Annotated in this window: 24 protein-coding genes, 1 tRNA gene and 1 pseudogene; 14 read left to right on the top strand and 12 right to left on the bottom strand. The window is 73.1% G+C overall.

Annotation, left to right across the window (positions count from 1 at the left end; all coding sequences use genetic code 11):
• Positions 1-55 precede the first annotated feature (55 nt).
• From nhaA to ACPC54_RS11830, 4 genes are all read left to right on the top strand, one after another.
• Entirely contained in the window at positions 56-1,564 is a 1,509-nt protein-coding gene (gene nhaA / locus ACPC54_RS11845) for a Na+/H+ antiporter NhaA (RefSeq protein WP_498963888.1), read from the top strand.
• Between the two features lie 216 nt (positions 1,565-1,780).
• Complete coding sequence (locus tag ACPC54_RS11840; protein ID WP_498963886.1) at positions 1,781-2,257, top strand: phage holin family protein; 477 nt, start codon at positions 1,781-1,783, stop codon at positions 2,255-2,257.
• A gap of 146 nt (positions 2,258-2,403) precedes the next feature.
• The gene (locus tag ACPC54_RS11835) at positions 2,404-3,453 is read left to right on the top strand and encodes an alpha/beta fold hydrolase (protein ID WP_498963884.1); all 1,050 of its coding nucleotides are present in this window, start codon (positions 2,404-2,406) and stop codon (positions 3,451-3,453) included.
• Positions 3,454-3,603: 150 nt separating this feature from the next.
• Positions 3,604-3,813, top strand: coding sequence for a hypothetical protein (locus ACPC54_RS11830; RefSeq protein ID WP_498963882.1), 210 nt, complete (start codon positions 3,604-3,606; stop codon positions 3,811-3,813).
• Between the two features lie 143 nt (positions 3,814-3,956).
• Here the strand turns inward: ACPC54_RS11830 and ACPC54_RS11825 are convergent, their stop codons facing one another.
• The 5 genes from ACPC54_RS11825 to ACPC54_RS11805 all read right to left on the bottom strand — a co-directional run bounded on the left by ACPC54_RS11825 (position 3,957) and on the right by ACPC54_RS11805 (position 8,460).
• Positions 3,957-4,655 (bottom strand): metal-dependent hydrolase, encoded by a 699-nt coding sequence (locus ACPC54_RS11825; protein ID WP_498964445.1) that lies wholly within the window; start codon positions 4,653-4,655, stop codon positions 3,957-3,959.
• A 158-nt stretch (positions 4,656-4,813) separates the two neighbouring features.
• The gene (locus ACPC54_RS11820) at positions 4,814-5,998 is read right to left on the bottom strand and encodes a MarP family serine protease (protein WP_498963880.1); all 1,185 of its coding nucleotides are present in this window, start codon (positions 5,996-5,998) and stop codon (positions 4,814-4,816) included.
• 46 nt (positions 5,999-6,044) lie between these two features.
• On the bottom strand, positions 6,045-6,779 hold the full coding sequence (locus ACPC54_RS11815) for an NUDIX hydrolase (protein ID WP_498963878.1): 735 nt from the start codon (positions 6,777-6,779) through the stop codon (positions 6,045-6,047).
• Between the two features lie 73 nt (positions 6,780-6,852).
• A complete protein-coding gene (nth, locus tag ACPC54_RS11810; RefSeq protein WP_498963876.1) occupies positions 6,853-7,731 on the bottom strand; it encodes an endonuclease III in 879 nt (292 codons plus the stop codon).
• 111 nt (positions 7,732-7,842) lie between these two features.
• Positions 7,843-8,460, bottom strand: a complete 618-nt coding sequence (locus ACPC54_RS11805; RefSeq protein WP_498963874.1) for a helix-turn-helix transcriptional regulator — start codon at positions 8,458-8,460, stop codon at positions 7,843-7,845.
• A gap of 77 nt (positions 8,461-8,537) precedes the next feature.
• On the opposite strand from ACPC54_RS11805, the pseudogene ACPC54_RS11800 reads away from it, so the two are divergent.
• From ACPC54_RS11800 to ACPC54_RS11785, 4 genes and pseudogenes are all read left to right on the top strand, one after another.
• Positions 8,538-8,798 (top strand): annotated as a pseudogene (locus tag ACPC54_RS11800) (DNA glycosylase AlkZ-like family protein); the annotation flags it as partial.
• 360 nt (positions 8,799-9,158) lie between these two features.
• A complete protein-coding gene (locus ACPC54_RS11795) occupies positions 9,159-9,947 on the top strand; it encodes an alpha/beta fold hydrolase (RefSeq protein WP_498963872.1) in 789 nt (262 codons plus the stop codon).
• Positions 9,948-10,111: 164 nt separating this feature from the next.
• Positions 10,112-10,729: an RraA family protein gene (locus ACPC54_RS11790; protein WP_498963870.1), complete on the top strand. Its 618-nt coding sequence runs from the start codon at positions 10,112-10,114 to the stop codon at positions 10,727-10,729.
• A 298-nt stretch (positions 10,730-11,027) separates the two neighbouring features.
• Complete coding sequence (locus ACPC54_RS11785; RefSeq protein ID WP_030288117.1) at positions 11,028-11,702, top strand: Crp/Fnr family transcriptional regulator; 675 nt, start codon at positions 11,028-11,030, stop codon at positions 11,700-11,702.
• Positions 11,703-11,810: 108 nt separating this feature from the next.
• On the opposite strand, the gene ACPC54_RS11780 is transcribed toward ACPC54_RS11785, so the two are convergent.
• The 5 genes from ACPC54_RS11780 to sp36 form a co-directional block, all read right to left on the bottom strand.
• Complete coding sequence (locus ACPC54_RS11780) at positions 11,811-12,644, bottom strand: MBL fold metallo-hydrolase (RefSeq protein WP_498963868.1); 834 nt, start codon at positions 12,642-12,644, stop codon at positions 11,811-11,813.
• A gap of 34 nt (positions 12,645-12,678) precedes the next feature.
• On the bottom strand, positions 12,679-12,852 hold the full coding sequence (locus ACPC54_RS11775) for a hypothetical protein (RefSeq protein WP_498963867.1): 174 nt from the start codon (positions 12,850-12,852) through the stop codon (positions 12,679-12,681).
• 106 nt (positions 12,853-12,958) lie between these two features.
• Positions 12,959-13,825: an NUDIX hydrolase gene (locus tag ACPC54_RS11770; RefSeq protein WP_498963866.1), complete on the bottom strand. Its 867-nt coding sequence runs from the start codon at positions 13,823-13,825 to the stop codon at positions 12,959-12,961.
• Between the two features lie 79 nt (positions 13,826-13,904).
• Complete coding sequence (locus tag ACPC54_RS11765; RefSeq protein WP_498963864.1) at positions 13,905-14,372, bottom strand: RidA family protein; 468 nt, start codon at positions 14,370-14,372, stop codon at positions 13,905-13,907.
• Entirely contained in the window at positions 14,369-14,527 is a 159-nt protein-coding gene (sp36, locus tag ACPC54_RS11760) for a Sp36 family protein (RefSeq protein ID WP_094743074.1), read from the bottom strand. Before sp36 ends, ACPC54_RS11765 begins: the two co-directional genes overlap by 4 nt.
• A 245-nt stretch (positions 14,528-14,772) precedes the next feature.
• Between sp36 and ACPC54_RS11755 the strand changes: the two genes are divergently transcribed.
• Positions 14,773-15,930, top strand: coding sequence for an ArsA-related P-loop ATPase (locus ACPC54_RS11755; RefSeq protein WP_498963861.1), 1,158 nt, complete (start codon positions 14,773-14,775; stop codon positions 15,928-15,930).
• A 98-nt stretch (positions 15,931-16,028) separates the two neighbouring features.
• Positions 16,029-17,204 (top strand): ATPase BagB, encoded by a 1,176-nt coding sequence (gene bagB / locus ACPC54_RS11750; protein ID WP_498964443.1) that lies wholly within the window; start codon positions 16,029-16,031, stop codon positions 17,202-17,204.
• Between the two features lie 141 nt (positions 17,205-17,345).
• On the opposite strand, the gene ACPC54_RS11745 is transcribed toward bagB, so the two are convergent.
• On the bottom strand, positions 17,346-17,669 hold the full coding sequence (locus ACPC54_RS11745; RefSeq protein WP_033333275.1) for a WhiB family transcriptional regulator: 324 nt from the start codon (positions 17,667-17,669) through the stop codon (positions 17,346-17,348).
• Between the two features lie 425 nt (positions 17,670-18,094).
• Here ACPC54_RS11745 and ACPC54_RS11740 point away from each other — a divergent pair, with 425 nt between their 5' ends.
• Complete coding sequence (locus tag ACPC54_RS11740) at positions 18,095-20,416, top strand: transglycosylase domain-containing protein (RefSeq protein WP_498963859.1); 2,322 nt, start codon at positions 18,095-18,097, stop codon at positions 20,414-20,416.
• Between the two features lie 195 nt (positions 20,417-20,611).
• Here the strand turns inward: ACPC54_RS11740 and ACPC54_RS11735 are convergent, their stop codons facing one another.
• The gene (locus ACPC54_RS11735) at positions 20,612-21,067 is read right to left on the bottom strand and encodes a GatB/YqeY domain-containing protein (protein WP_498963857.1); all 456 of its coding nucleotides are present in this window, start codon (positions 21,065-21,067) and stop codon (positions 20,612-20,614) included.
• A gap of 104 nt (positions 21,068-21,171) precedes the next feature.
• Here ACPC54_RS11735 and ACPC54_RS11730 point away from each other — a divergent pair, with 104 nt between their 5' ends.
• The 3 genes from ACPC54_RS11730 (at position 21,172) to ACPC54_RS11720 (ending at position 22,975) form a co-directional block, all read left to right on the top strand.
• The gene (locus ACPC54_RS11730) at positions 21,172-21,831 is read left to right on the top strand and encodes a CGNR zinc finger domain-containing protein (protein WP_498963856.1); all 660 of its coding nucleotides are present in this window, start codon (positions 21,172-21,174) and stop codon (positions 21,829-21,831) included.
• Between the two features lie 24 nt (positions 21,832-21,855).
• Positions 21,856-22,800 (top strand): metallophosphoesterase, encoded by a 945-nt coding sequence (locus tag ACPC54_RS11725; RefSeq protein ID WP_498963854.1) that lies wholly within the window; start codon positions 21,856-21,858, stop codon positions 22,798-22,800.
• Between the two features lie 101 nt (positions 22,801-22,901).
• A tRNA-Pro gene (locus ACPC54_RS11720) sits at positions 22,902-22,975 on the top strand.
• Positions 22,976-23,175 lie beyond the last annotated feature (200 nt).

The raw sequence follows: 23,175 nt of genomic DNA, 5'->3' as shown, positions 1-23,175 counted from the left end.
GCACTTGCACCACCCGTGCAACCGTTGCCGCTCCCAGCCCCTCAGGAGGTCACGCGTGACCGACCAGCCGCCCGCCCCCCAGTCGACGCCCCGACGTCGGCAGTTGCTCGGCCGGCTGTCCCTGCCCGAGCGCACCTTCATCACCGACGCCCTGCGCACCGAGACGGTCGGCGGCGTGCTGCTCCTGGGCGCCGCCGTGATCGCGCTGGTCTGGGCCAACATGTGGCCGCACGCGTACGAGAGCCTGCTGGACTACACCGTCGGCCCGTCCGCACCGCTCCACCTCGACCTCTCCCTGGCCACCTGGGCCAAGGACGGCCTGCTGACGATCTTCTTCTTCGTCGCCGGGATCGAGCTCAAACGCGAGTTCGTGGCGGGCGAGCTGCGCACCCCGAGTGCCGCGCTGCTGCCCGTGATCGCGGCCGTCTGCGGGGTCGCGCTGCCCGCGATCCTGTTCGCCCTCGTCAACTCCGGCAGCGGCGGCCACCCGGCCGGGTGGGCGATCCCGACCGCCACCGACATCGCCTTCGCGCTCGGCGTGCTGGCCGTGGTCGGCAGCCACCTGCCGTCCCCGCTGCGCGCGTTCCTGCTCACCCTGGCCGTCGTGGACGACCTGATCGCGATCCTGATCATCGCCGTCTTCTACAGCTCCGGGATCAAGTTCTGGGCGCTCGGCCTGGCCTTCGCGGGTCTGGTGCTGTTCTGGTTCCTGCACCGGCGCGGGGTGCACGGCTGGTACCTGTTCGTGCCGCTGGCCGTCGTGGTCTGGGCGCTGATGCACGAGAGCGGCATCCACGCCACGGTGGCGGGCGTCGCGATGGGCCTGATGCTGCGCTGCCACCGGGAGGGCGACGAGCGGCACTCCCCCGGCGAGCACATCGAGCACCTGGTCCGTCCGCTCTCGGCCGGCCTGGCCGTCCCGGTGTTCGCGCTGTTCTCGGCCGGGGTGACGATCTCCGGCTCGGCGCTGCGCGAGGTGTTCACCCAGGCCGCCCCGCTCGGCATCGTGATCGGCCTGCTGGTCGGCAAGACGGTCGGCATCTTCGGCGGCACCCGGCTGGCCGCGCGCTTCACCCGGGCCGAGCTGAACCCGCGGCTCAAGTGGGCCGACATGTTCGCCGTCTCGGTGCTCGCGGGCATCGGCTTCACCGTCTCACTGCTGATCAGCGAACTGGCCTTCCCGAACGATCCGACGCTCGCCGAGCGCGCCAAGGCGGCCGTACTGGTCGGCTCGCTGCTCTGCGCGGTGGTCGCCACCGTCCTGCTCAAGCTGCGCAACCGGCACTACCGCGCGCTGTGCGAGGAGGAGGACCGGGACGTGGACGGCGACGGCGTCCCGGACGTCTACCAGGCGGACGACCCGGCCTGGCGGCCCGGCACCTCCCGGCTCGCGTCTCGCCCGGGCGACGGCCCGGCAGACGGCCCGGCAGACGGCCCGGCGGCGCACCCGACCCGGAGCCCCGCCGGAAGTCCCACCGGAGATCCCACCGGAGATCCCACCGGAAGTTCGGCCGGAAGTGCGGCCGTCCGCCTCGACGACGGGGAACCGGGAACCCCTGGCTGAAGCCCCGGAGGCCGCCCCCGCACCGCCCCCGGAGGCTGAAGGACACCACTCCGCCGGGGCCCCGGAGTGGTGTCCGACAGACCGGTGGAGGCATGATTCTGAGCTGTCGACAGTCCACGGACGCCTCCGGTGCCCCCACCGGCCCACCGGAACCGCACCATCCGGCGGCGTCACGCCACAGCCGCAGAGCCCCACAGCCGCAGAGGAGAATCGCTGATGCCCACAGGAACCGCAGACCCGTCCAGCAACGGCCGGGCGCCCCACGAGGGCGAGCGTTCGGTGGGGCAGCTGTTCGCCGCGGCCACCGCCGACCTGTCCGCGCTGGTCCACGACGAGATCGCGCTCGCCAAGTCCGAGATCCGGGCGGACGTCAAGCGCGGCGTCTCCGGCGGCCTCTTCATCGCCGTCGCCGGCGTGATCGCCCTCGCCTCCGTGCCGATGTTCAGCATCGCGATCGCCTACCTCATCCACTTCCTGGGCGTGCCGCTCGGCGGGGCGTTCGCGCTCTCGGGTGTCCTCCACCTGATCCTCGCGTGCGTGGTCGGCTTCATCGCCGTGCGCTTCTTCAAGCGCATCCAGAAGCCGGAGCGCACCATGGAGGGCGTCCAGAAGACCGCCGAGGTGCTGAAGACCGCCCGGCCGCGCCCGGCCACCAAGGAGGAGATCGACCGGGCCCTGGGCCGCATCCCGTAAAGCGCCCCGGAGGCGCCCTGTAAAGCGTCCCGTCAAGCGCCCCGGAGGCGCCCCGGAAGGCGTCCCGTCAAGCGCGGGCGCGCTCGGATCCGCCGACAGCGAGTGCCGGGCGCGTCCGCGCCACGCGGATGTGACACGCTCTCGGTATGCCGCTCGACCAGAAGCCCGTACCCGCGCGCCCGTCCGCCGATTCCGGCCCCGGCTCCGACCCCGGTGACCGGGCCGCTTCCGGGGCCGCTTCCGGCCCCGTCGCCGGGCCCGGCCGGGACGGGAAGGGCGAGGACGGAGCCGCCGAGGCGTGGAGCATCCGTCAGCCCGGCCCGTGGACGCACCGCGACCTCGCCGCCAACGGCGCCCGCTTTCACATCGCCGAGCTGGGCTCCGGTCCCCTGGTGCTGCTGGTGCACGGCTGGCCGGAGTACTGGTGGGCCTGGCGCCACCAGCTGACCGCGCTCGCCAAGGCCGGCTACCGGGCGGTGGCGCTGGACCTGCGGGGCATCGGCGGCAGCGACCGCACCCCGCGCGGGTACGACCCCGGCAACCTCGCCCTGGACATCACCGGGGTGATCCGCTCGCTCGGCGAGCCCCGGGCACACCTGGTCGGGCACGCCTCCGGCGGCACCCTGGCCTGGGTGGCGGCGGTGATGCGGCCCTCGGTCATCCAGAGCCTCACCGTGGTCTCCGCCGCCCACCCCAGGGACCTGCGCCGGGCGCTGCTGACCGACCGCCGCCAGTTCGCCGCCTTCGAGCACGTGCTGGGCTTCCAGCGGCCGTGGATACCGGAACGCCGGCTGGTCGCCGAGGACGCCGCGCTGGTGGGCCGGTACCTGGCGGAGTGGACCGGCCCGAACGGCCTGGACGAGGCGGCCGTGCACGCGTACCGGCAGGCGATCCAGATCCCCAGCACCGCACACTGCTCGATCGAGCCCTACCGCTGGCTGATGCGCTCGATGGCGCGGCCGGACGGCATCCAGTTCGCCCGGCGGATGAAGAAGCCGATCACCGCGCCGACCCTGCACGTCCAGGGCGCCGCCGACCCGGTGCTGCTGTCGCACACCGCGCTCGGCGGCGGCGAGTACGTCGCGGCGCCGTACCGCTGGCGGCTGCTGCCGGGGGTCGGGCACTTCCCGCACGAGGAGGTGCCGGAGCAGTTCACCGCCGAGCTGCTGGACTGGGTCGGCCGCCACAAGGAGTGAGCCTCGGGGCGTGACCCGCGCGTGCGAGGACCGGAGAGGGGCCCTCCGGTCCCAACTCCCGTCAATCCCGGCTCATATGACAACCGCATAGGCCAATCTCGGCGGAACCCGCGCGGTTACCCCGACCGGCCCAGGGGCATCCATTCCGGTATGACCTGGATGCCCGATCGCGGCAGCGCCCCGCGCGGCCGACGCCACAACAGCCCCCAGCGCTCCGCGCACCGCCCCGACCGGGCGGAGGACCTCGGCTTCGACGGCGTCGAGCGCCGTCAGCGCGCGGAGCGGCGGCAGCTCGGCATCCCGCGCATCCTGGGCCGGCGCGCCCGGTGGGTGGGCGCACGACTGCGGCGCGAGACCTGAGGCCCCGCGCCGCATCCCCGTTCGGCTGACGCCCGGCCGTCAGTTGACGGCTGCCCGGCTCAATCCCCGGGCGACAGCTGACGATCGCCGCGCCCGAGCCCAGGGCGCGGCCGGTCGCCGGCCGCCCGCCCGGGCCCCGGCCGTCAGTTGACGATCGTCGGCGACAGCGCCGTGAACCAGAGCAGGACGAAGGTCGCCACCGACATGATCGGCACCAGCACCTTGGTCTCGACGTCGTTGCCGCTGCGCTTGATCAGCACGATCTCGTAGCGCTCCTTGTGCGGCCACAGCAGCGGCGCGCCCTTCTTCGTCAGGCAGTCGCCCAGCAGGTGCGCCAGCGTGCCCAGCGCCACCGCGTACGGCAGCCAGCCGGGCGAGTTGGGCATCCAGGTGTTCATCCCGAAGGTGCCGAGCGCGGCCAGGCCGATGACGGTGATCCACACCTCCGGGCCGTGGCCCGGCGGGCAGAGCCGCAGCGCCCGGATCGCGAGCGCCAGCAGGAAGAACGTCAGCCCGAGGGTGAAGTTGCGCCCCAGGTAGGTGACGCCGGCCCAGGTGCCGCCGCCCATCAGCCCGACGAACAGCAGCGAGTGGGTGGCGTGCCGGTGCCCGCCGGAGGCCCAGGCCACGAAGCGGCAGAGCGCCTTGGAGACCGGACCGAGGAAGTTGGCGATCGAGCCGTCGTGGTGGTCGAGGTCCGGCAGCAGCGCCGCGCCCGCGCACAGCACCGTGCCCATCAGTATGTCCGCCGGCTGCAGCGTGGTGTGCAGCAGCAGCGGGGGCAGGAACGGTGCGGATGCCGCGTACAGCATCGCTCCGCTCACCGCGTGCGAGTGACCCATCATCGGACTGCCACGACCTCCCGTTGACTCACTCCGGGACGGCGCCCGGTTGAGCCGAACGGGTGAGCGCGGCCGAGGCTACCAGGGCGCACTGACGGTACGACGGATCCCGCGCCGTCTCCCGCACCGTCAGAACGCCCTGCTGGGCGCCGTGGGCGTCAGAGCGCGCAGCCCTGGGTGTCCACCCGGGCGGTCGCGCTGCCGCTCTTGTCGGCGTCGTCCCGCACCTCGGCGGCGGTCAGTACGTACCCGGTGTCGGCGCTGTCCAGCGACTTGGCGAACACCACGCCGTACACCTGGCCGTCCGGGGTGAGCAGCGGGCCGCCGCTGTTGCCCTGGCGGACCACCGAGCGCACCGAGTAGACGTCGCGCACCACCTGGCCGCGGTGGTAGATGTCCGGGCCGTTGGCCTGGATCCGGCCGCGGATGCGGGCCGGCTGGACGTTGAACGCGCCGTTCTCCGGGAAGCCCGCGACGATCGCGCTGTCGTTGGTCCTCGCCTCGCCCGCGAAGGTCAGGGCCGGCGCGTTCAGCTTGGGCACGTCCAGGACGGCGATGTCGCGCTGCCAGTCGTAGCGGACCACCGTGGCGTCGTACAGCTGGCCGACGCCGCCGATCTGCACGGTCGGCTCGTCGACCCCGCCGACCACGTGGGCGTTGGTCATCACCCGGTGCGGCGCGAAGACGAAGCCGCTGCCCTCCAGCGTCTTGCCGCAGGAGGTCGCGGTGCCGACCACCTTGACCAGGCTCAGCCGGGCCTTCGCGACCGCCGCGCTGTCCGCCAGCGCCGGGTCCGGGGTGTCGACCTGGGTGATCGGCTCGTGCTCGAAGGGGTTGAAGACCTGCGGGAAGCCGTTGCGGGCGAGCACCTTGGAGAAGTCCGAGAACCAGTTCGGGGCGTCGCCCGGCAGCGCGTCCTGCACGCCCGCCAGGATCTTCGAGGAGCGGACCTGCTTGGAGACCGTCGGCAGCGACGTCCCGGCCAGCGCCGAACCGATCAGCCAGGCCACCAGCAGCATCGAGAGCACGTTCACCGCCGCGCCGCCGGTCGCGTCCAGCACCCGGGCCGGGCGGCGCTCGATGTGGCCGCGCAGCTTCCAGCCGTAGTGCGCGGTGACCGCCTGGCCGACCGCGGCGAAGACGATCACCACCACCACGGCCACCACCGAGGCGGTGGTGCCCGGGCTGAGGTGGTCGAGCAGCAGCGGCAGCAGTTGGACGGCCAGCAGGCCGCCGCCGAGGAAGCCGATCAGCGACAGGACCCCGACGACGAAGCCCTGCCGGTAGCCGGACACGGCGAATCCCACGGCGGCGAGAATCAGCAGCACATCCAGGACGTTCACCCCGACACCCTCCCACGCCCGGCGCCCCCGGCGCGCCGACCTCCGGTCAGGAGGCGCCGGAGTCGCCGCCCAGCAGTGCGCCGGAGTGGTCGAGGTCGCCCTGCACCAGGGCCAACGCCTCGTCGGAGAGGTCGACGACCCTGGAGCGGTCCCAGGGCAGCTCCAGGCCGCTGTGGTGCAGCACCCGGTCGATCACCCCGGCCGTGAAGCCCCACACCAGCCGCCCCGCGACCGCGAAGGCCGGCCCGACGTGCCCGGACGGGTGCCGCAGCCGTACCCGGTTCGCCGGGTCCTGCAGCTCCGTGATCGGCACCCGGAACACCGCGCCGGTCTCCCCCAGGTCCACCGGCCGCACCGGCGACTCCTCGCGCCACCAGCCCAGCACCGGGGTCACCACGAAGCCGCTCACCGGGATGAACAGCCGGGGCAGCTCGGCGAACACCTGCACCCCGGCCGGATCCAGCCCGGTCTCCTCCCAGGCCTCGCGCAGCGCGGCCGCGACCGGGCCCGGACCGGCCGGATCGCCGTCCTCCGGGTCCAGCGCACCGCCGGGGAAGGACGGCTGCCCGGCGTGCGAGCGCAGCGACCGGGCCCGCTCGATCAGCAGCAGGTCCGGCCCCTGCGGGCCCTCCCCGAACAGCATCAGCACCGCGGCCGCCCGGCCGCCCTCGGCCGGCGGCAGGAAACGGCTCAGCTGCTCCGGCAGCACCCGCTCGGCCGCCTCCCGGACCGGCTCCAGCCAGCCCGGCAGGCCGTCCCGCTCGACACCCCGTACGGTCATCCGCCCACCTCGCTGTTCCCCGCGGCCGACGACCGGCACGCACGCCTCCCGACCGTTCCCTCGTCCGGCACGGTCACTCCTCCACCGCCAGGTCCGCGACCCGCCCCCGGTGGGCGACCGCGTCGGCCCGGGCCGCCGCCTCCCCGGGGAAGTCCGAGGGCGGCTTCAGCCGCTGGCCCGGCTGACCGCCCATCTCGTACTTGAGCAGTTTGCGCGCCTTCTCCGGATCGGTCTCGCCCTCCCCGTAGGCCGGGCAGAGCGGCGCGATCGGGCAGGCCCCGCAGGCGGGCTTCTGGGAGTGGCAGATCCGGCGGCCGTGGAAGACCACGCGGTGCGAGAGCATCGTCCACTCGGACTTCGGGAAGATCTCCGCGACGGCCGCCTCGACCTTCACCGGATCGTCCTCGGCCGTCCAGCCGAACCGCCGGGCCAGCCGCCCGAAGTGGGTGTCCACGGTGATCCCGGGGACCCCGAAGGCGTTGCCGAGGACGACGTTGGCGGTCTTCCGGCCGACGCCGGGCAGGGTCACCAGGTCGGCCAGACGGCCCGGGACCTCACCGCCGAACTCGTCGCGCAGCGCTATCGACAGGCCGATCAGCGACTTCGCCTTGTTCCGGAAGAAGCCGGTCGGCCGGATGATCTCCTCCAGCTCCTCCGGGTTCGCCGCCGCCATGTCCTCCGGCGTCGGGTACTTCGCGAACAGCGCCGGGGTGGTCTGGTTCACCCGCAAATCCGTCGTCTGCGCCGACAGCACCGTCGCCACCAGCAGTTGGAACGGGCTCTCGAAGTCCAGCTCGGGGTGCGCGTACGGGTACAGCTCGGCCAGCTCGCGGTTGATCCGCCGGGCCCGCCGCACCATCGCCAGGTGGGACTCCGGCTTCCTCGGCTTCACCGCCGCCTTCTTCACACCCGGCTTCGGCGCCGCGGCCTTCCGGACCTTGCTCTCTGCCATGCACGAAGGCTACGCCGGACGGGTGCCCACTCGTGGTCAATCGCTCGGCCCCGGGCCGAGCGCCGTGTGGTCGGCTTCGCAGAACGCCGAGCAGGCAGGCCGGCCTGATCCTCATGTCTCCGGTTCGCTGGTGGCGCGGCGGTAACGGCCAGCGATGCGCTGCAGGATCTCGGCCAGTTCCGGTGCGTCTTCGATGCGGAAGTCGACGTCCAGAGCGCCGAGGAGGAAGGTGAGTGCACGCGGGCTGTCGGCGCCGGCATGCAGGAGGCAGCTCTGCTCGTCGACGGCCTCGATGGTGCCGTAGGTGGCGGCTTCTCGGGCCGTAGCGGAGTGGGCCGGGGCGTGCAGGCGGATCGTGGCCCGGTAGGGCCACATCTGGGCAACGCCGCGTGCGACGTGTGCGGCGGCGTCGCCGTCTGGGAGGGCTCGGGGCGTGAAGCGTGGACCGGTGGGGGTGCGGGGGCTGATCCGGTCGGCCACCGCGACGGCCACCGCTTCCTCGTCATCCAGCAGAAGCGGGGGCAGTTGGGCTCCGGCTCCGAGGCGGTAGCCGCCGTCGATGCCTTTGACGGCGTTGACCGGGTAGTCGAGGGCGCGCAGCTTGTCCACGTCCCGGCGGACGGTCCGGGTGCTCACGCCGAGCCGATCGGCCAGGTCCTGGCCGGACCACTCGCGGTGGGACTGCAACAGCGTCAGCAGCCGGAGCAGGCGGGCGGAGGATTCCTTCATGTCGTAGAGCCTGTCAGCCCTATAGGACAGAAGGTGTCCGCTAGTGCCGATAGCTTTTTCTCCACGACCGCAGCCGCGTCCTGACGGTGAGTTTCGCCGACCAGGGCTTCGCCGGAACCATGGAGATGCCCCGCGCAGTGCTCGTCGACGGCTTCGTCGCCGCGACCTGGAGGGTCGCCACGACGCGCGACACCGCGACGTTGACGGTACGTCCCTTCCGGAAGCTCACGGCCACCGAACAGGAGAACATCGTCGCCGAAGGCACCCGGCTGCTGGCCTTCACCGCTGCGAAAGCGACGACCCGGGACATCGTCCTCGAACCACCGCAGCCCGGGTGAGGCCGCGGCGCGGGCCCCGGCCCGCGCGCCGACATGGATCCACGTCAAGCTGGCATCACGCCGCCGGACTCGTGATCGGTCGTACCCCGAAGGCGTAGCCGAGGACGACGTTGGCGGTCTTCCGGCCGACGCCCGACTCGTCACCACGTTCGCCGGCGCCGCCCTCCAGGTGGCCCTCCTCGGTTCGGTCGAGGGGCCGGCGCCGGAGGCCGGGGTCGTCCGGCGCCGCCGCCGTCCGTAGGGCGCGCAGTCCGCAGGCCCGGCGAAGTCCGTAAGAAATATTCAGCCGGGACCGATGAGTTCCGCGCCGAGCCCCGGTCTACCCCCATGACCGGCTCGCACGACAGAAGGAACACCCTCATGAACACCGTGGTCTCCGCCGACGGCACCGCCCTCGCCTGCACCGTCACCGGCTCCGGCCCGGCGGTCGTCCTCGTCGACGGCGCGCTCTGCCACCGGAGCTTCGGCCCGGGCGCGGCGATCGCCGAACAGCTCGCGGCCCACCACACCGTGTGGACGTACGACCGGCGCGGCCGGGGCGCCAGCGGCGACACCGCGCCGTTCGCGGTGCGGCGGGAGATCGAGGACCTGGCTGCCGTGATCGCCGCGGCCGGCGGTTCGGCCCGCGTGCTCGGCGTCTCGTCCGGCGCCGCGCTCGCCCTGCGGGCCGCCGCCGCAGGCGTCGCGATCGACCGGCTGGCCGTCTACGAGCCGCCGTTCAGCACCGAGGACGGGCAGCGGGCGCGCTTCGACGGGTACGTGGAGGAGCTGACGGCGGCGCTCGCCGAGGGCCGGCGCGGGGACGCCGTCGCGGCCTTCATGACCTTCGTCGGGCTGCCGCAGCCGATGCTGGACGGGATGCGCCACTCCCCGGTGTGGCCGGCCTTCGAGGCGGTCGCGCCGACCCTCGGGTACGACGCGGCGGCGCTGGCCGCGCAGGCCGGTGCGGCCGTCCCGGTGGAGCTCCTGGCCGGGGTCGCCGTGCCGACGCTGGTGCTGGACGGCGGGGCCAGCCCGGAGCTGCTGCGGGCACCGGCCCGGGCGGTCGCGGCGGCCGTGCCGGGCGCCGAGTACCGGACGCTCGCCGACCAGACCCACGAGGTGGCGGCGGAGGCGATCGCGCCGGAGCTGCTGAAGTTCTTCGCCTGAGCGCCGGACCGGTCGCTGACCGGCCCTGACCTGCCCTGACAGGCTCCGGGGCGGGGGCGGTCCTCGGCCCGTCCCTTTCCCTGACCCGGTTCATCGTCGTGTCCTACTCTTCGCAGTCGATCAGACGATCAGATCTGATCCGATCAGAGGGGGAATGCACCACCATGGACGAGGACTTCAAGGACATTCCGACCACCACCCTGGCCGACGTCCTGGGCTGCGCGCAGGTGATGGACGTCGGCATCCGCCCGCTGTGGGCGGGCGGGCCCCGGGTGGCCGGCCCGGCCTTCACCGTGCAGTGCCCGCCCGGCGACAACCTGATGCTGCACGCGGCCATCCACCGGGCCGAGCCCGGTTCGGTGATCGTGGTCGAGTCCGGGGACCTCGACCACGCGCTGGCCGGCGGCAACGTCTGCGCCGTGGCGCAGCGCCGCGGCGTGGTCGCCTTCGTCGCGGACGGCCTGATCCGGGACCTCGGCGAGGTCCGCGAGCTGGGTTTCCCGGTGTTCGCCCGCGGCGTGATCCCGATCCCCGGCGCCAAGCGGGCCCTGGGCACGCACGGCGCCGTCGCCCGCTGCGGCGGCGTGGCGGTGGCGGCCGGCGACATCGTGGTGGCCGACGAGGAGGGCGTCGTGGTGGTGCCCGCCGCCCGCCGGGCCGAGACGCTGGCCGCGGCCCGGGCGAAGCTGGCCAAGGAGGCCACAGAGACGCTGGACGACTGGGAGGCCGCCCACCGCGCCAAGATCGACCAGGCCCTCGCCGAGCTGGGCTTCACCGGCTGACCAGCCCGGGCCGCGCGCCGCGCCCGTACGGCCCGTACGGGCGGGCCTCGGCCCCGGCCCGCCCGTACGACGGCGGACGATCCCCGTTCGACGGGAGCGAGCGGGCGTACGAGCCGCCGCCGGTCGCCGAGCTCCCCGCGTGGTGACCCGCCGGTACGAATGGCCCCGCGCAGCACACCTCGACACACCCCCTCCTCATATGATCGGAGCGACATGCGCCATGCTTGGTGATGCAGAACACTGAACGGAACTTGCGCCGGACGGCCCACCCGCCGGACGGCCGAGAAGGAGGAAGCACGTGGACGACGTTCTGCGGCGCGCCGCACTCTTCGCGGCACTCGACGACGAACAGGCCGGCGAGCTGCGCGCTTCCATGACCGAGGTCACCCTCGCCCGTGGTGAGTCGCTGTTCCACGAGGGCGACCCGGGCGACCGCCTGTACGTCGTCGCCGAGGGCAAGGTCAAGCTGCACCGCGCCTCGCCGGACGGGCGCGAGAACATGCTCGCCGTGCTCGGCCCCAGCGAGATGATCGGCGAGCTGTCGCTGTTCGACCCGGGCCCGCGCACCGCCACCGCCAGCGCGCTGACCGAGGTCAAGCTGCTGGGCCTGGGCCACGGCGACCTGCAGCCCTGGCTGCACGCCCGCCCCGAGGTCTCCATCGCGCTGCTCCGGGCCATCGCCCGCCGCCTGCGCCGGACCAACGACGTGATGTCCGACCTGGTCTTCTCCGACGTGCCCGGTCGCGTCGCCAAGGCCCTGCTGGACCTCTCCCGCCGCTTCGGCGTGCAGTCCGAGGAGGGCATCCACGTCGCGCACGACCTCACCCAGGAGGAGCTGGCCCAGCTGGTCGGCGCCTCCCGCGAGACGGTCAACAAGGCGCTCGCCGACTTCGCCGGCCGCGGCTGGCTGAAGCTGGAGGCGCGCGCGGTGGTCCTGCTGGACGTCGAGCGGCTGTCCCGCCGCTCGCGCTGAGGCCCGAGCGCCGACGCTGCGTACGCCGAAGGGCCCGTCCGATGCCGGACGGGCCCTTCGGCGTTCGCCGCGCGCGGATCCCGCGCCGCGCTCAGTCCTGCTCCGGGATCAGTCCTGCTCCGGGATCAGCCCGTGCTCCCGCAGGTAGTCCAGCTGGGCCCGCACCGACAGCTCGGCGGCCGGCCACAGCGCCCGGTCCACGTCCGCGTACACCCGGGCCACCACCTCGGCTACCGTCCGGCAGCCCGCCTCGACGGCGGTCTCCACCTGGGCGAGCCGGGCGGCCCGGTGGGCCAGGTAGTAGTCGACGGCGCCGAGCGCGTCCGCCAGCACCGGCCCGTGGCCGGGCAGCACCGTCCGCACGCCGTGCCGGGCGGCCATCGTGTGCAGGTGGCGCAGCGAGTCCAGGTAGTCGCCGAGCCGGCCGTCCGGGTGGGCGACCATCGTCGTGCCGCGGCCGAGCACGGTGTCCCCGGTGAGGACCGCGCCGTCGTCCGGCAGGTGGAAGGTCAGCGAGTCGGAGGTGTGGCCGGGGGTGGCCACCACCCGCAGGTCGAGGCCGCCGACGTCCAGGCGCTGGCCGCCGACCAGTCCCTCGGAGCCCAGCCGGTGCGCCGGGTCCAGGGCCCGCACCTCGGTGCCCGTCAGCTCGGCGAAGCGGGCCGCGCCCTCGGAGTGGTCGGCGTGGCCGTGGGTGAGCAGGGTCAGCGCGATCCGCTTGCCCCGCTCCTCGGCGAGCTCGATCACCCGGCGCAGGTGCCCCTCGTGCAGCGGGCCCGGGTCGATCACCGCCGCGACGTCCGAGCCGGGCTCGGAGAGCAGCCAGGTGTTGGTGCCGTCCAGCGTCATCGGCGACGGGTTCGGCGCCAGCACGCACAGGGCCCGGGCCGTGGCCTCGCCGCCGATCACGGCGGCGGGGTCGCCCGGCAGGACGCCGCTCATGCGCCCGCCTCGATGGTTCGCTCGCTCCGGTGGTTCACCGGCCGCCCTCCACTGGTCGGTGCAGGGCCCGCAGCGGCAGGGCCCGGACGAGGGCGCGCTGCGCCACCTCGACGAACGGGACCGGCGCGTCGCAGGCCGGGGTGCGGGTGAGCAGACGGCGGGCGGGCAGCTCGGGGGCCGTCCGGCGCACCACGTCGTTGTGGGTCATCGGGCGTCGTCCTCTCTGGGTGGCGTCTCGGGCGGGTGGCGTCTCGGGTGGTTGGGCAGGTGCGGTTGGGCAGGTGCGCGGCTGCGCACCCGCGGCGGTCGGACGGTCAGGAGTTCTCGGGGAACTCCCCGTCGATGGTCAGTTCGTCGTACCCCGGCCAGCGCACCGTCATCCGGTCCCCGCGCACCTCGGCCCGCCCCAGCACCGGCTCCAGCGGACGGTCGGCGGCCGCGGCCAGCGCCTCGGCGGCGGTGCGCACCGGCGACAGCTCGCGCAGCACGGTCACGGTCGGCGGCAGCATGCCGAACCGGCCCTCCCGGTAGCCGAGCACCGCCTCGGTGGGCGTCAGCCAGGCGACCCGGTCGGCCTCGCCGACCTCGCGGGCCGCGTCCTGGCCGGGCGGCAGCGCGGCGACGAAGAACCAGGTGTCGTACCGGCGTTCCTCGAACTCGGGGGTGATCCAGCGGGCCCAGCCGCCCAGCAGGTCGCTGCGCAGCACCAGGCCGTGGTCGCGGAGGAACTCGGCGAAGGACAGCTCGTGCGCCTCCAGCGCGGCCCGCTCGGCGGACCAGTCGCGCGGCGCGGCGACGCTGTCGGCGTCCGGGCCGGCGAGCAGCACGCCGGCTTCCTCGAAGGTCTCGCGGACGGCGGCGCAGACCACCGCCCGCGCCGTCCGGGTGTCCACCCCGAGGCGCCGGGCCCACTGCTCGGGCGTCGGACCGGCCCAGCCGGTCTCCACCTCGGCGTCCCGCGGGTCCACCCCGCCGCCCGGGTAGGCGTACATGCCGGCCGCGAAGGCCATCGAGGTGCGCCGGCGCAGCAGGTAGGCCTGTGGGCCGTCCGCCGCGTCGCGCAGCAGCACGACCGTCGCTGCGGGCCGGGGCACCGGCGGGGTCAGCGTGCCGGAGTCGACCGCCCGGATGCGGGCAGGCCAACCGGGCGGCATCGGGAGCGTCGTCGCTCGATGGTCCATGCCCGGATGCTAAGCGCACGGAGGCGGGGTTGGACAGGCCTGTCCCCGCCTCCGTGATCACTCGGAGCGGTCTTCGCGCTCAGGCGGTGCGGACGCGCACCTGGAGCTCGACCTCGACCGGGGCGTCCAGCGGCAGCACCGCGACGCCGACCGCGCTGCGGGCGTGCACCCCGGCCTCGCCCAGCACCTTGCCGAGCAGCTCGCTGGCACCGTTGATCACGGCCGGCTGGCCGGTGAAGTCGGGCGCGGAGGCGACGAAGCCGACCACCTTCACGACCTGCTCGACCAGGTCCAGGTCGCCGATCACCGACTTGACGGCGGCCAGGGCGTTCAGCGCACAGGTCTGCGCCAGCTCCTTGGCCTCCTCGGGGGACACCTCGGCGCCGACCTTGCCGGTGCTCGGCAGCTTGCCGGCGACGACCGGCAGCTGGCCGGAGGTGAACACGAACTCGCCCGCGCGCACGGCCGGCACGTAGGCGGCGATTGGGGCCGCCACCGGCGGCAGGGTCAGACCCAGCTCGGCGAGCTTCGACTCGACCTTGCTCATGCGTTCTTCTCCCGCTTGAAGTAGGCCACCAGCTGCTCCGGGTTCGGGCCGGGCACGACCTGGACCAGCTCCCAGCCGTCCTCGCCGAAGTTGTCCAGGATCTGCTTCGTGGCGTGCACGAGCAGGGGCGCCGTCATGTATTCCCACTTGGTCATGGCCAGACTCTAGACGAGCGGGCCCGGCGATCGGCGCCGCCCGCCGGGCCGCGCGGGGGGCGTCGAGCGCGGCGGCGCGGGGCGCGGCGTGTGAGGTCAGGCACAAAGCGGGCATGATCTGGGCCCGGCACCCCGGAAGCTCCGAACATCCGGCACGCTCCCGGATTACCCTCGCGAGAGGGCACTCTCATGACGGCGACCTCGGCGGAAGGGCGCCCCTAGGACGGAACGGACGGAGACGGAGCGTGGCACGCACCCCCGGCCAGGCGGACCGGCGCGACCCCGACTGGGAGGGCGTCCGGCTGCACGTGGTCAGCGGCAAGGGCGGCACCGGGAAGACCACGCTGGCCGCGGCGCTGGCACTGGCGCTCGCCGCGGACGGCGGACGGGTGCTGCTGATCGAGGTCGAGGGCCGCCAGGGCATCGCCGAACTGTTCGGGATAGCCGCGCTGCCGTACGAGGAACGCAGGATCGCCTCGGTCTCGCGCGCCCAGCTGGGCCTGCCGGCCGAACCGGGCGACGGCGCGGACCGCACCGGGACCGGACACCCGGGCGACGGGCGAGCGGGCAGCGGCCGTACGGGCGGCGGACGCACGGCCGGCGCCGCCGGCGAGGTGTTCGCGCTGGCGATCGACACCGAGCAGGCGCTGCTCGAATACCTGGAGATGTTCTACAAGCTCGGCCGGGCCGGCAAGGCGCTGCAGAAGGTGGGCTTCATCGACTTCGCCACCACCATCGCGCCCGGCGTCCGGGACGTCCTGCTCACCGGCAAGGCCTGCGAGGCGGCCCGGCGCAAGGGCCCGGACGGCCGCCTGCGCTACGACGCGATCGTGATGGACGCCCCGCCGACCGGGCGGCTCACCCGCTTCCTGAACGTCAACGCCGAGGTCGCCGGCCTGGCCCGGATCGGCCCGATACACACGCAGGCGCAGGCCGTGATGGGGGTGCTGAAGTCGCCGGAGACGGCGGTGCACCTGGTCACCCTGCTGGAGGAGATGCCGGTGCAGGAGACCGTCGACGGCTTCGCCGAACTGCGCGAGGTGAAGCTCCCGGTGGGCGGGGTGCTGGTCAACATGGTCCGGCCGCCGGTGCTGGACGCGGCGGCGGTGGCCGCGGTGCACGGCGACCACCGCGAGGAGGTCGCCGTGGCCCTCGGCGAGGCCGGGCTCGGCGGCCGCTCGCGGCGGCCGGAGACCGTCCGGGCGGCGGTGGAACCGCTGCTCGACCCGCTGCTGGCGCAGGCCAGGGAGCACAGCGAGCGGGTCGAGCTGGAGCGCGCGCAGCGCGCCGACCTGCAGCGGCTGCGGCTGCCCACGTACGAACTGCCACTGCTCGGCGAGGGCGTGGACCTCGGCGGGCTGTACCGGCTGGCGGGCGAACTCAAGCGGCAGGGGGCGGCGTGACCGGCAGGGACGCGAAGGCGAACGGCGCGAACGGTGCGGGCGGTGCGGGCGGTGCGGGCGGTGCGGGCGGTGCGGGCGGTGCGGGCGGCGGCGCCGGCATGAACGGCGACGGCGTGCGGGGTGCCGGCAGGCGGCTCGGGGTCGACGCGCTGATCGACGACCCGAAGACCAGGATCATCGTCTGCTGCGGCTCCGGCGGCGTCGGCAAGACCACCACCGCCGCGGCGATCGGCCTGCGGGCCGCCGAGCGCGGCCGCAAGGCCGTCGTGCTCACCATCGACCCGGCCCGGCGGCTGGCCCAGTCGATGGGCCTGACCGAGCTGGACAACACCCCCCGCGTGGTCAAGGGCGTCAACGGCGAAGGCGAGCTCCAGGCCATGATGCTCGACATGAAGCGGACCTTCGACGAGGTCGTGCTCGCCCACTCCGAGCCCGAACGGGCCCGCGTGATCATGGAGAACCCGTTCTACCAGTCCCTGTCGGCCGGCTTCGCGGGCACGCAGGAGTACATGGCGATGGAGAAGCTCGGCCAGCTGCGCTCCGCCGACGAGTGGGACCTCATCGTCGTGGACACCCCGCCGTCCCGCTCCGCGCTGGACTTCCTGGACGCGCCCAACCGGCTCGGTTCCTTCCTGGACGGCCGGGTGATCCGCCTGCTGGCCGCCCCCGCCAAGGTCGGCGGCCGCGGCGCGCTGAAGTTCCTGAACGCCGGGATGGGCCTGTTCACCGGCGGCCTGGGCAAGATCTTCGGCACCCAGCTGCTCACCGACGTGCAGACCTTCATCACCGCGATGGACTCGATGTTCGGCGGCTTCCGGGAGCGCGCCGACCGCACGTACCGGCTGCTCAAGGCGCCGGGCACGGCGTTCCTGGTGGTCGCGGTGCCGGAGCGGGACGCGCTGCGCGAGGCGGCGTACTTCGTCGACCGGCTCGCCGCGGACCGGATGCCGCTGGCCGGGCTGGTGCTCAACCGGGTGCACGACACGGGCGCGCCGCAGCTCACCGCGGAGCGGTCGCTGGCGGCCGCCGAGACGCTGGAGGAGAACGGCTCGGAGCACTCCTCGCCGGAGGCGGAGCTGCTCGCGGCCGGGCTGCTGCGGCTGCACGCCGAGCGGATGCAGGTCATGGGGCGGGAGCGCCGTACCCGGGACCGCTTCGTCTCGGTGTACCCGGACGTGCCGATCGTCGAGGTCGCGGCGCTGCCGGGTGACGTCCACGACCTGGACGGGCTGCGGGACATCGGGGACCGGCTCGGCGGCTCGGCGCCGTCCTGACCGGGCGGGTCGGGGCGCCGGGCCCGGCGACGGGCCGCGCTGGTCGGGCCGCGCTGGTCGGACCGCGCTGGTCGGACCGAGCTGGTCGGGCCGAACTGGTCGGGCGGCGCGGCCGGGAGGCCCGGCCGGGGAGGCTCGGGCTCAGCCCGCCTGGGCGTAGTCCGTCAGTATCACGCCGGTCGCGAGGGACTCCTCGTACTCGGTGCGGGCCGTCTCCAGCAGCCGCCGCCACGACATGACGGTCGGGCGGCGGCGCAGCAGCGCCCGACGCTCGCGCTCCGTCATCCCGCCCCACACCCCGAACTCGACCCGGTTGTCCAGGGCGTCCGCGAGGCATTCCGTACGGACGGGGCAACCGCTGCACACCGCCTTGGCGCGGTTCTGCGCCGCCCCCTGGACGAACAGTTCGTCCGGATCACTCGTGCGGCAGGCGGCCTGCGCACTCCAGTCGTCAACCCAGCCCATGCCGGCGCCGTCCTCTCCCGATATTCGAGGCTCCCCCACGGCGGCAACGGCATATTCACCGTTGCCAGTTGAGGACGTTACGGAAGAACGACAGCGCGCAACAGCCCCTTCGGGCTCAATCTCGAATGACCCGATCGGACTATGGGTATCGGTCATCTCACTCGTTGGAGTGATCGCAGGTCGCAAGCCTTGCCAGGCTCGACGCCCGAACTCTCGCCACGCGCGTCGTCACGGAGCGCGACGGTTCACATGGACACAGCAGGCCACAGCTGCCTCAAAACCCCACGAAAAATGGGCAATTCGGGCAAGTCTCCCCACTCACAAGAGTGAATGATGTTGACGCACCGAAGCTGTCGCAAGCTTGTGACAAGCCTAGGCGAACACCTGCCCCTGTGTGCGGGATTCCGCGACGTAGGGTTCTCCTCATGGCACCGAAGCGCCCACAGGCATCCCAGCCCCCAGGCAACACCGGAGCTCCGGAGGGCAAGCGCAGCGGATCACCGCTCGAGTTCGCCGGACACGGAGTGAAGTTCCTGGGCGTCAGCGTGCTCTCCGGAGTCCTGCTGGCAGGCCTCGCCCTGCCCGCCGTCGGCGCCATCGGGCTGACCGCCAAGGACACGGCGGAGAGCTTCGACAACATCCCCGACGACTTCAAGACCCCGCCGCTCACCCAGGCCACCCAGATCTTCGACGCCAAGGGCGGCCTGATCGCCAAGGTCTACGAGCGCGACCGCACCGTCATCACGGCGGACCAGATGTCGCCGTTCATGCGGCACGCCCAGGTCGACATCGAGGACGCCCGCTTCTACGAGCACGGCGCCGTCGACCTCAAGGGCATCCTGCGCGCGATCGGCAAGAACGCCGAGAGCGGCACCAACTCGCAGGGCGCCTCGACGCTCACCCAGCAGTACGTGAAGAACGTGAACGTCGAGAAGGCCGGCGACGACCAGTCGGCCGTCCTGGAGGCCCAGCGCAAGACCCTGGGCCGCAAGATCCAGGAGCTCAAGGTCGCGATCAAGCTGGAGGAGGACCTGACCAAGGATCAGATCCTCACCAACTACCTCAACATCACCTTCTACGGCCACCAGGCCTACGGGGTCGAGTCCGCCTCCCAGCGCTACTTCAGCAAGAGCAACAAGGACCTGACCGTCGCCGAGGCCGCCACCCTCGCCGGGATAGTGCAGAACCCGTCGTCCTACGACCCGGTCCGCTACCCCGACAACACGGTCAAGCGTCGCAACGTCGTCATCGACAAGATGCTGGAGAACAAGCACATCACCGCCGACCAGGCGAAGGAGGCGAAGGCCGCCCCGCTGGGCCTGAAGTTCAAGGACCCGCAGAACGGCTGCATCACCGCCCAGGCCGGCATGGGCTTCTTCTGCGACTACGTGCGCCACGTGGTCAAGCAGGACCCGGCCTTCGGCAAGAGCGCCGAGGAGCGCAAGAAGCTCTGGGACACCGGCGGCCTGAACATCTACACCACGCTCGACCCGGACAAGCAGGCCGCCGCGCAGAACGCCGTCACCAAGCTGGTGTACGTCACCGACCCGGTGTCCGCCGCCGCGACCATGATGGAGCCGGGCACCGGCAAGATCCTCGCGATGGCCCAGACCCGCCCCTACGGCCTGGACCAGAACAAGAACCAGACCGTGGTCAACCTCAACGTCGACGCCTCGATGGGCGGCGGCAACGGCTTCCAGCCGGGCTCGACCTTCAAGCCGATCGTGGCCGCCGCCGCGCTCGAATCCGGCATCCTGCCCACCCAGCAGTACAAGTCGGAGAACCGCATCGAGTGGCCGACGATGAAGACCTGCGAGGGCACCTGGAAGAACACGGAGAAGGGCAAGGCCCGGACCGTTCCCAACGAGAACGAGAACGAGAAGGGCCCGTACGACCTCAAGACGGCCATGGCCATGTCGGTCAACACCTACTTCGTCGAGATGGAGGCCGACATGGGCCTCTGCCCGGTGAAGCAGATGGCCAACAAGCTCGGCATCACCAGCAAGGCCAGCGGCAAGCCGCTGGAGGAGGTCCCCTCGATGGGCCTCGGCGTGCAGGAGATGTCCCCGCTGACCATGGCGAACGTCTACGCGACCTTCGCCGCGCACGGCAAGTACTGCAGCCCGATCGCGATCAACAAGATCACCACGGTCGACGGCAAGAACGTCAACGTCCCGCAGTCGACCTGCAACCAGGCCTTCTCCGAGAGCACCGCCGACGCGATGAACACCGTGCTCAGCGGCGTGACCGAGAAGGGCACCGGTAAGGACCTCGGCCTGGACGACGGCCGCCCGATCGCCGGCAAGACCGGTACCTCCGACGAGAAGCGCGCCGCCTGGTTCAGCGGCTACACCCCGCAGCTCGCCACCTCGGTCTGGCTCGGCGGCCCCGCCGGCGGCGTGCCGATGAAGAACATCAAGATCGGCCCGACCACGTTCCCCGAGGTCTTCGGCGCCACCGGCCCCGGCCCGATCTGGCGACTGGCGATGAACCAGGCGCTGAAGGGCGCCCCGGTCCAGCAGCTGCCCACCGCCAGCATCCCCGACATGCCCAAGCCCGACCCCACCCCGACCACCGCCCCGAGCGACCCGGCCCAGCAGGCCGGCGGCAACCCGCCGCCGCCGCCCGCCAACACGGGCAACGGGAACGGCGACGGCGGGATGATCGGCGGCGGCATCACCCTCCCGCCGGGCCTCGTCGGCGGCGGCGGGGGCAACGGCGGCAAGCACGGCGGCGGCAACGGCTGACGCCGACCGCCCGGCGGCCGAACGCAAGCGAAAGGGGCGCTTCCCGAGTGGACTCTCGGGAAGCGCCCCTTTCGCTTGCGTTCGCGCGGGCACGGGCGCGGGCACGGGCACCCGTACGGGCCGCCGCTGGGCCGTCCTAGGGTCGTCGTGGCGCCGCCGCCGAAGGGCCGTCGCGGGCCGTCTTACGGGCCGGGATCAGCCCGTCAGGGCGGCCTTCACCGCGGCGGCGACCCGGCCGCCCTCGGCCAGCCCGTCCACCTTCGGCTTCACCAGCTTCATCACGGCGCCCATCGCCTGCGGGCCGCTCGCCCCGCTCTCGGCCACCGCGGCGGCGACGATCGCGGTCAGCTCCTCGTCGGAGAGCTGCTTGGGCAGGTAGCCCGCCAGCACCTCACCCTCCGCGAGCTCCCGGGCGGCCTGCTCGGCCCGGCCCGCGGAGCCGAAGGCCTCGGCCGCCTCCCGGCGCTTCTTCGCCTCGCGACCGATCACCTTGAGCACGTCGGCGTCGGACAGCTCGCGCTTCGACTTGCCCGCCACCTCCTCGCTCGTGACGGCGGCCAGCGTGAGCCGGATGGTGGACGAGCGCAGCTCGTCCCGGTCCCTGATGGCAGCCGTGAGGTCCTCCTGCAGCTGCTCCTTGAGCGTGGTCATGGGCCCGAGTCTCCCACCTGCGGCGATCGGTCGCCCGGCAATATCGGGAAGGCCGGTCCGGGGCGGGGGGTCACGAACCGTCCGTAACCTCTTATCGTGGTTACATGACCGACGCGGCAGGCCTGCTCCTCACCACCCCCGCCGGCGCCAGCTTCCACTTCGACCCCGGCGCCCTCTGCCTGGAACTCCTCACCACCGGCGGCCCCGGCGACCACGCCCGCTACGAGGTGCTGCACCGGCCGTCCGACCTCGCCGACTGGCTCCCCCGGTCCCGGCTCCGGCTGCCCGCCGACGCCGTCCGGATCACCGCCGACCAGCTCGCCGCCACCCGCACCCTGCGCGACGCCCTGTGGCGGCTCGCCTCGGCCCGGACCCACGACGGCCCGGGCACCCACGGCTCCCCGGGCTCCCACGGCGACCCGGCCGACTACGCCGCGCTCAACCGGGCCGCCGAACACCCCCCGCTCGTCCCCAGGATCGCCCCGGACGGCACCGCGGCGGCCTCCCTGCCCGCCGATGGCGCGCAGCTCGCCTCCACCCTCGCCCGGGACGCCATCGCCCTGCTCACCGGCCCGTACGCCGACCGGCTGCGGGAGTGCGGGGCGCACAACTGCCGGCTGATCTTCGTCGACACCTCCCGGCCCGGACGGCGCCGCTGGTGCTCCATGGAGCGCTGCGGAAACCGGCACAAGGTCCGGGCCCTGCGCGCCCGGCGGGGCCCGGAGCCGGGGCCCTCGCCCGGCTCGCCCTCGTTCACCAGCTGATCCACCGTCTGAGAGCATGGAGCGATGCGACCGCTGTACTCCGTTCCCCTCGGTGTCGCCGCCGCCGGCGCCGCCTGCCTCGCCTACTCAGTCGGGTACGAGGTCCGATCCTTCCGACTCCGCCGGGTCGAGATCCCCGTCCTCCCCCACGGTGCCCGGCCGATCCGGATCCTGCAGGTCTCCGACATCCACATGGTGAGCGGGCAGGCCAAGAAACAGCGCTGGCTGCAGAGCCTCGCCGGCCTGCGCCCCGACCTCGTGGTCAACACCGGCGACAACCTCTCCGACCCGCTCGGCGTCCCCGCCACCCTCGACGCCCTCGGGCCCCTCATGGACTTCCCCGGCGTCTACGTCTTCGGGTCCAACGACTACTACGGCCCCGCCCCGAAGAACCCGGCCCGCTACCTCAAGGCCATGCGCAGCGGTGTCCACGGCATGAACAACCCGGACGGCAGCGCCAACCGCGGCGTCGTCGGCGCCGTCCACAACCCCTGGGAGAAGCTCCGCGACGGCTTCGACGCCGCCGGCTGGCTCGACCTCACCAACGCCCGCGGCCGGCTCACCATCGGCGGCCTCGACCTCGAATTCACCGGCCTCGACGACCCGCACATCCGGCGCGACCGCTACAGCGCGGTCTCCGGCGGCCCCTCCGCCGACGCCGACCTCTCCCTCGCCGTCGTCCACGCGCCCTACCTGCGCGTCCTCGACGCCTTCACCGCCGACCGCTACCCACTGATCCTCGCCGGCCACACCCACGGCGGCCAGCTCTGCATCCCCTTCTACGGCGCCCTCGTCACCAACTGCGACCTCGACACCGACCGGGTCAAGGGCCTCTCCACCCACACCGCCGGCGGCCGCCGCTCCTACCTCCACGTCTCCGCCGGCTGCGGCACCAACCGCTACACCCCGATCCGCTTCGCCTGCCCGCCCGAAGCCACCCTCCTCACCCTCACCCCCACCCCCCGCTGAACCGCTCCCGGACGCCCACCCGAAACCGGATTTCGTGTCTCGGCAAGCGTCCGGTAGAGTTCTACTCGTCGCGAAGGAGACGGAGCGACAAACAGAAAGACCGGGGTGTGGCGCAGCTTGGTAGCGCGCTTCGTTCGGGACGAAGAGGCCGTGGGTTCAAATCCCGCCACCCCGACCCAGTGCAGAGGGCCTGCCGGAGAAATCCGGCAGGCCCTCTGTCGTTGTGCGTCTCTGACTGAGTGACTACGCCTCAGGCCCCCGCCGCCCGGCCCCGCCACCCGCGAGCGTGTCAGATAGTTCGTGTAAGTCCGTGATCTGGGAGGCTGGCCGGGGCCCGGCTGAGGGCTCTGGCCGGCCGGAACGGACAGGACATGG

It is taken from the genome of Kitasatospora sp. NPDC094028 (assembly GCF_049543595.1).
Lineage (GTDB): Bacteria > Actinomycetota > Actinomycetes > Streptomycetales > Streptomycetaceae > Kitasatospora.
Note: the sequence above shows the minus strand (reverse complement) of the source record. Positions and strands in the feature narration are given on the sequence as shown.

What these genes read in the sequence shown, in the direction of transcription:
- ACPC54_RS11735 (WP_498963857.1), bottom strand. Translation starts at nt 21,067, where the DNA reads ATGACCACGCTCAAGGAGCAGCTGCAGGAGGACCTCACGGCTGCCATC.
- ACPC54_RS11725 (WP_498963854.1), top strand. Translation starts at nt 21,856, where the DNA reads ATGCGACCGCTGTACTCCGTTCCCCTCGGTGTCGCCGCCGCCGGCGCC.
- nth (WP_498963876.1), bottom strand. Translation starts at nt 7,731, where the DNA reads ATGGCAGAGAGCAAGGTCCGGAAGGCCGCGGCGCCGAAGCCGGGTGTG.
- ACPC54_RS11770 (WP_498963866.1), bottom strand. Translation starts at nt 13,825, where the DNA reads ATGGACCATCGAGCGACGACGCTCCCGATGCCGCCCGGTTGGCCTGCC.
- ACPC54_RS11740 (WP_498963859.1), top strand. Translation starts at nt 18,095, where the DNA reads ATGGCACCGAAGCGCCCACAGGCATCCCAGCCCCCAGGCAACACCGGA.
- ACPC54_RS11780 (WP_498963868.1), bottom strand. Translation starts at nt 12,644, where the DNA reads ATGAGCGGCGTCCTGCCGGGCGACCCCGCCGCCGTGATCGGCGGCGAG.
- ACPC54_RS11775 (WP_498963867.1), bottom strand. Translation starts at nt 12,852, where the DNA reads ATGACCCACAACGACGTGGTGCGCCGGACGGCCCCCGAGCTGCCCGCC.
- ACPC54_RS11745 (WP_033333275.1), bottom strand. Translation starts at nt 17,669, where the DNA reads ATGGGCTGGGTTGACGACTGGAGTGCGCAGGCCGCCTGCCGCACGAGT.
- ACPC54_RS11825 (WP_498964445.1), bottom strand. Translation starts at nt 4,655, where the DNA reads ATGGGTCACTCGCACGCGGTGAGCGGAGCGATGCTGTACGCGGCATCC.
- ACPC54_RS11830 (WP_498963882.1), top strand. Translation starts at nt 3,604, where the DNA reads ATGACCTGGATGCCCGATCGCGGCAGCGCCCCGCGCGGCCGACGCCAC.
- ACPC54_RS11795 (WP_498963872.1), top strand. Translation starts at nt 9,159, where the DNA reads ATGAACACCGTGGTCTCCGCCGACGGCACCGCCCTCGCCTGCACCGTC.
- ACPC54_RS11815 (WP_498963878.1), bottom strand. Translation starts at nt 6,779, where the DNA reads ATGACCGTACGGGGTGTCGAGCGGGACGGCCTGCCGGGCTGGCTGGAG.
- ACPC54_RS11790 (WP_498963870.1), top strand. Translation starts at nt 10,112, where the DNA reads ATGGACGAGGACTTCAAGGACATTCCGACCACCACCCTGGCCGACGTC.
- ACPC54_RS11840 (WP_498963886.1), top strand. Translation starts at nt 1,781, where the DNA reads ATGCCCACAGGAACCGCAGACCCGTCCAGCAACGGCCGGGCGCCCCAC.
- ACPC54_RS11835 (WP_498963884.1), top strand. Translation starts at nt 2,404, where the DNA reads ATGCCGCTCGACCAGAAGCCCGTACCCGCGCGCCCGTCCGCCGATTCC.
- sp36 (WP_094743074.1), bottom strand. Translation starts at nt 14,527, where the DNA reads ATGACCAAGTGGGAATACATGACGGCGCCCCTGCTCGTGCACGCCACG.
- ACPC54_RS11765 (WP_498963864.1), bottom strand. Translation starts at nt 14,372, where the DNA reads ATGAGCAAGGTCGAGTCGAAGCTCGCCGAGCTGGGTCTGACCCTGCCG.
- ACPC54_RS11730 (WP_498963856.1), top strand. Translation starts at nt 21,172, where the DNA reads ATGACCGACGCGGCAGGCCTGCTCCTCACCACCCCCGCCGGCGCCAGC.
- ACPC54_RS11805 (WP_498963874.1), bottom strand. Translation starts at nt 8,460, where the DNA reads ATGAAGGAATCCTCCGCCCGCCTGCTCCGGCTGCTGACGCTGTTGCAG.
- bagB (WP_498964443.1), top strand. Translation starts at nt 16,029, where the DNA reads ATGAACGGCGACGGCGTGCGGGGTGCCGGCAGGCGGCTCGGGGTCGAC.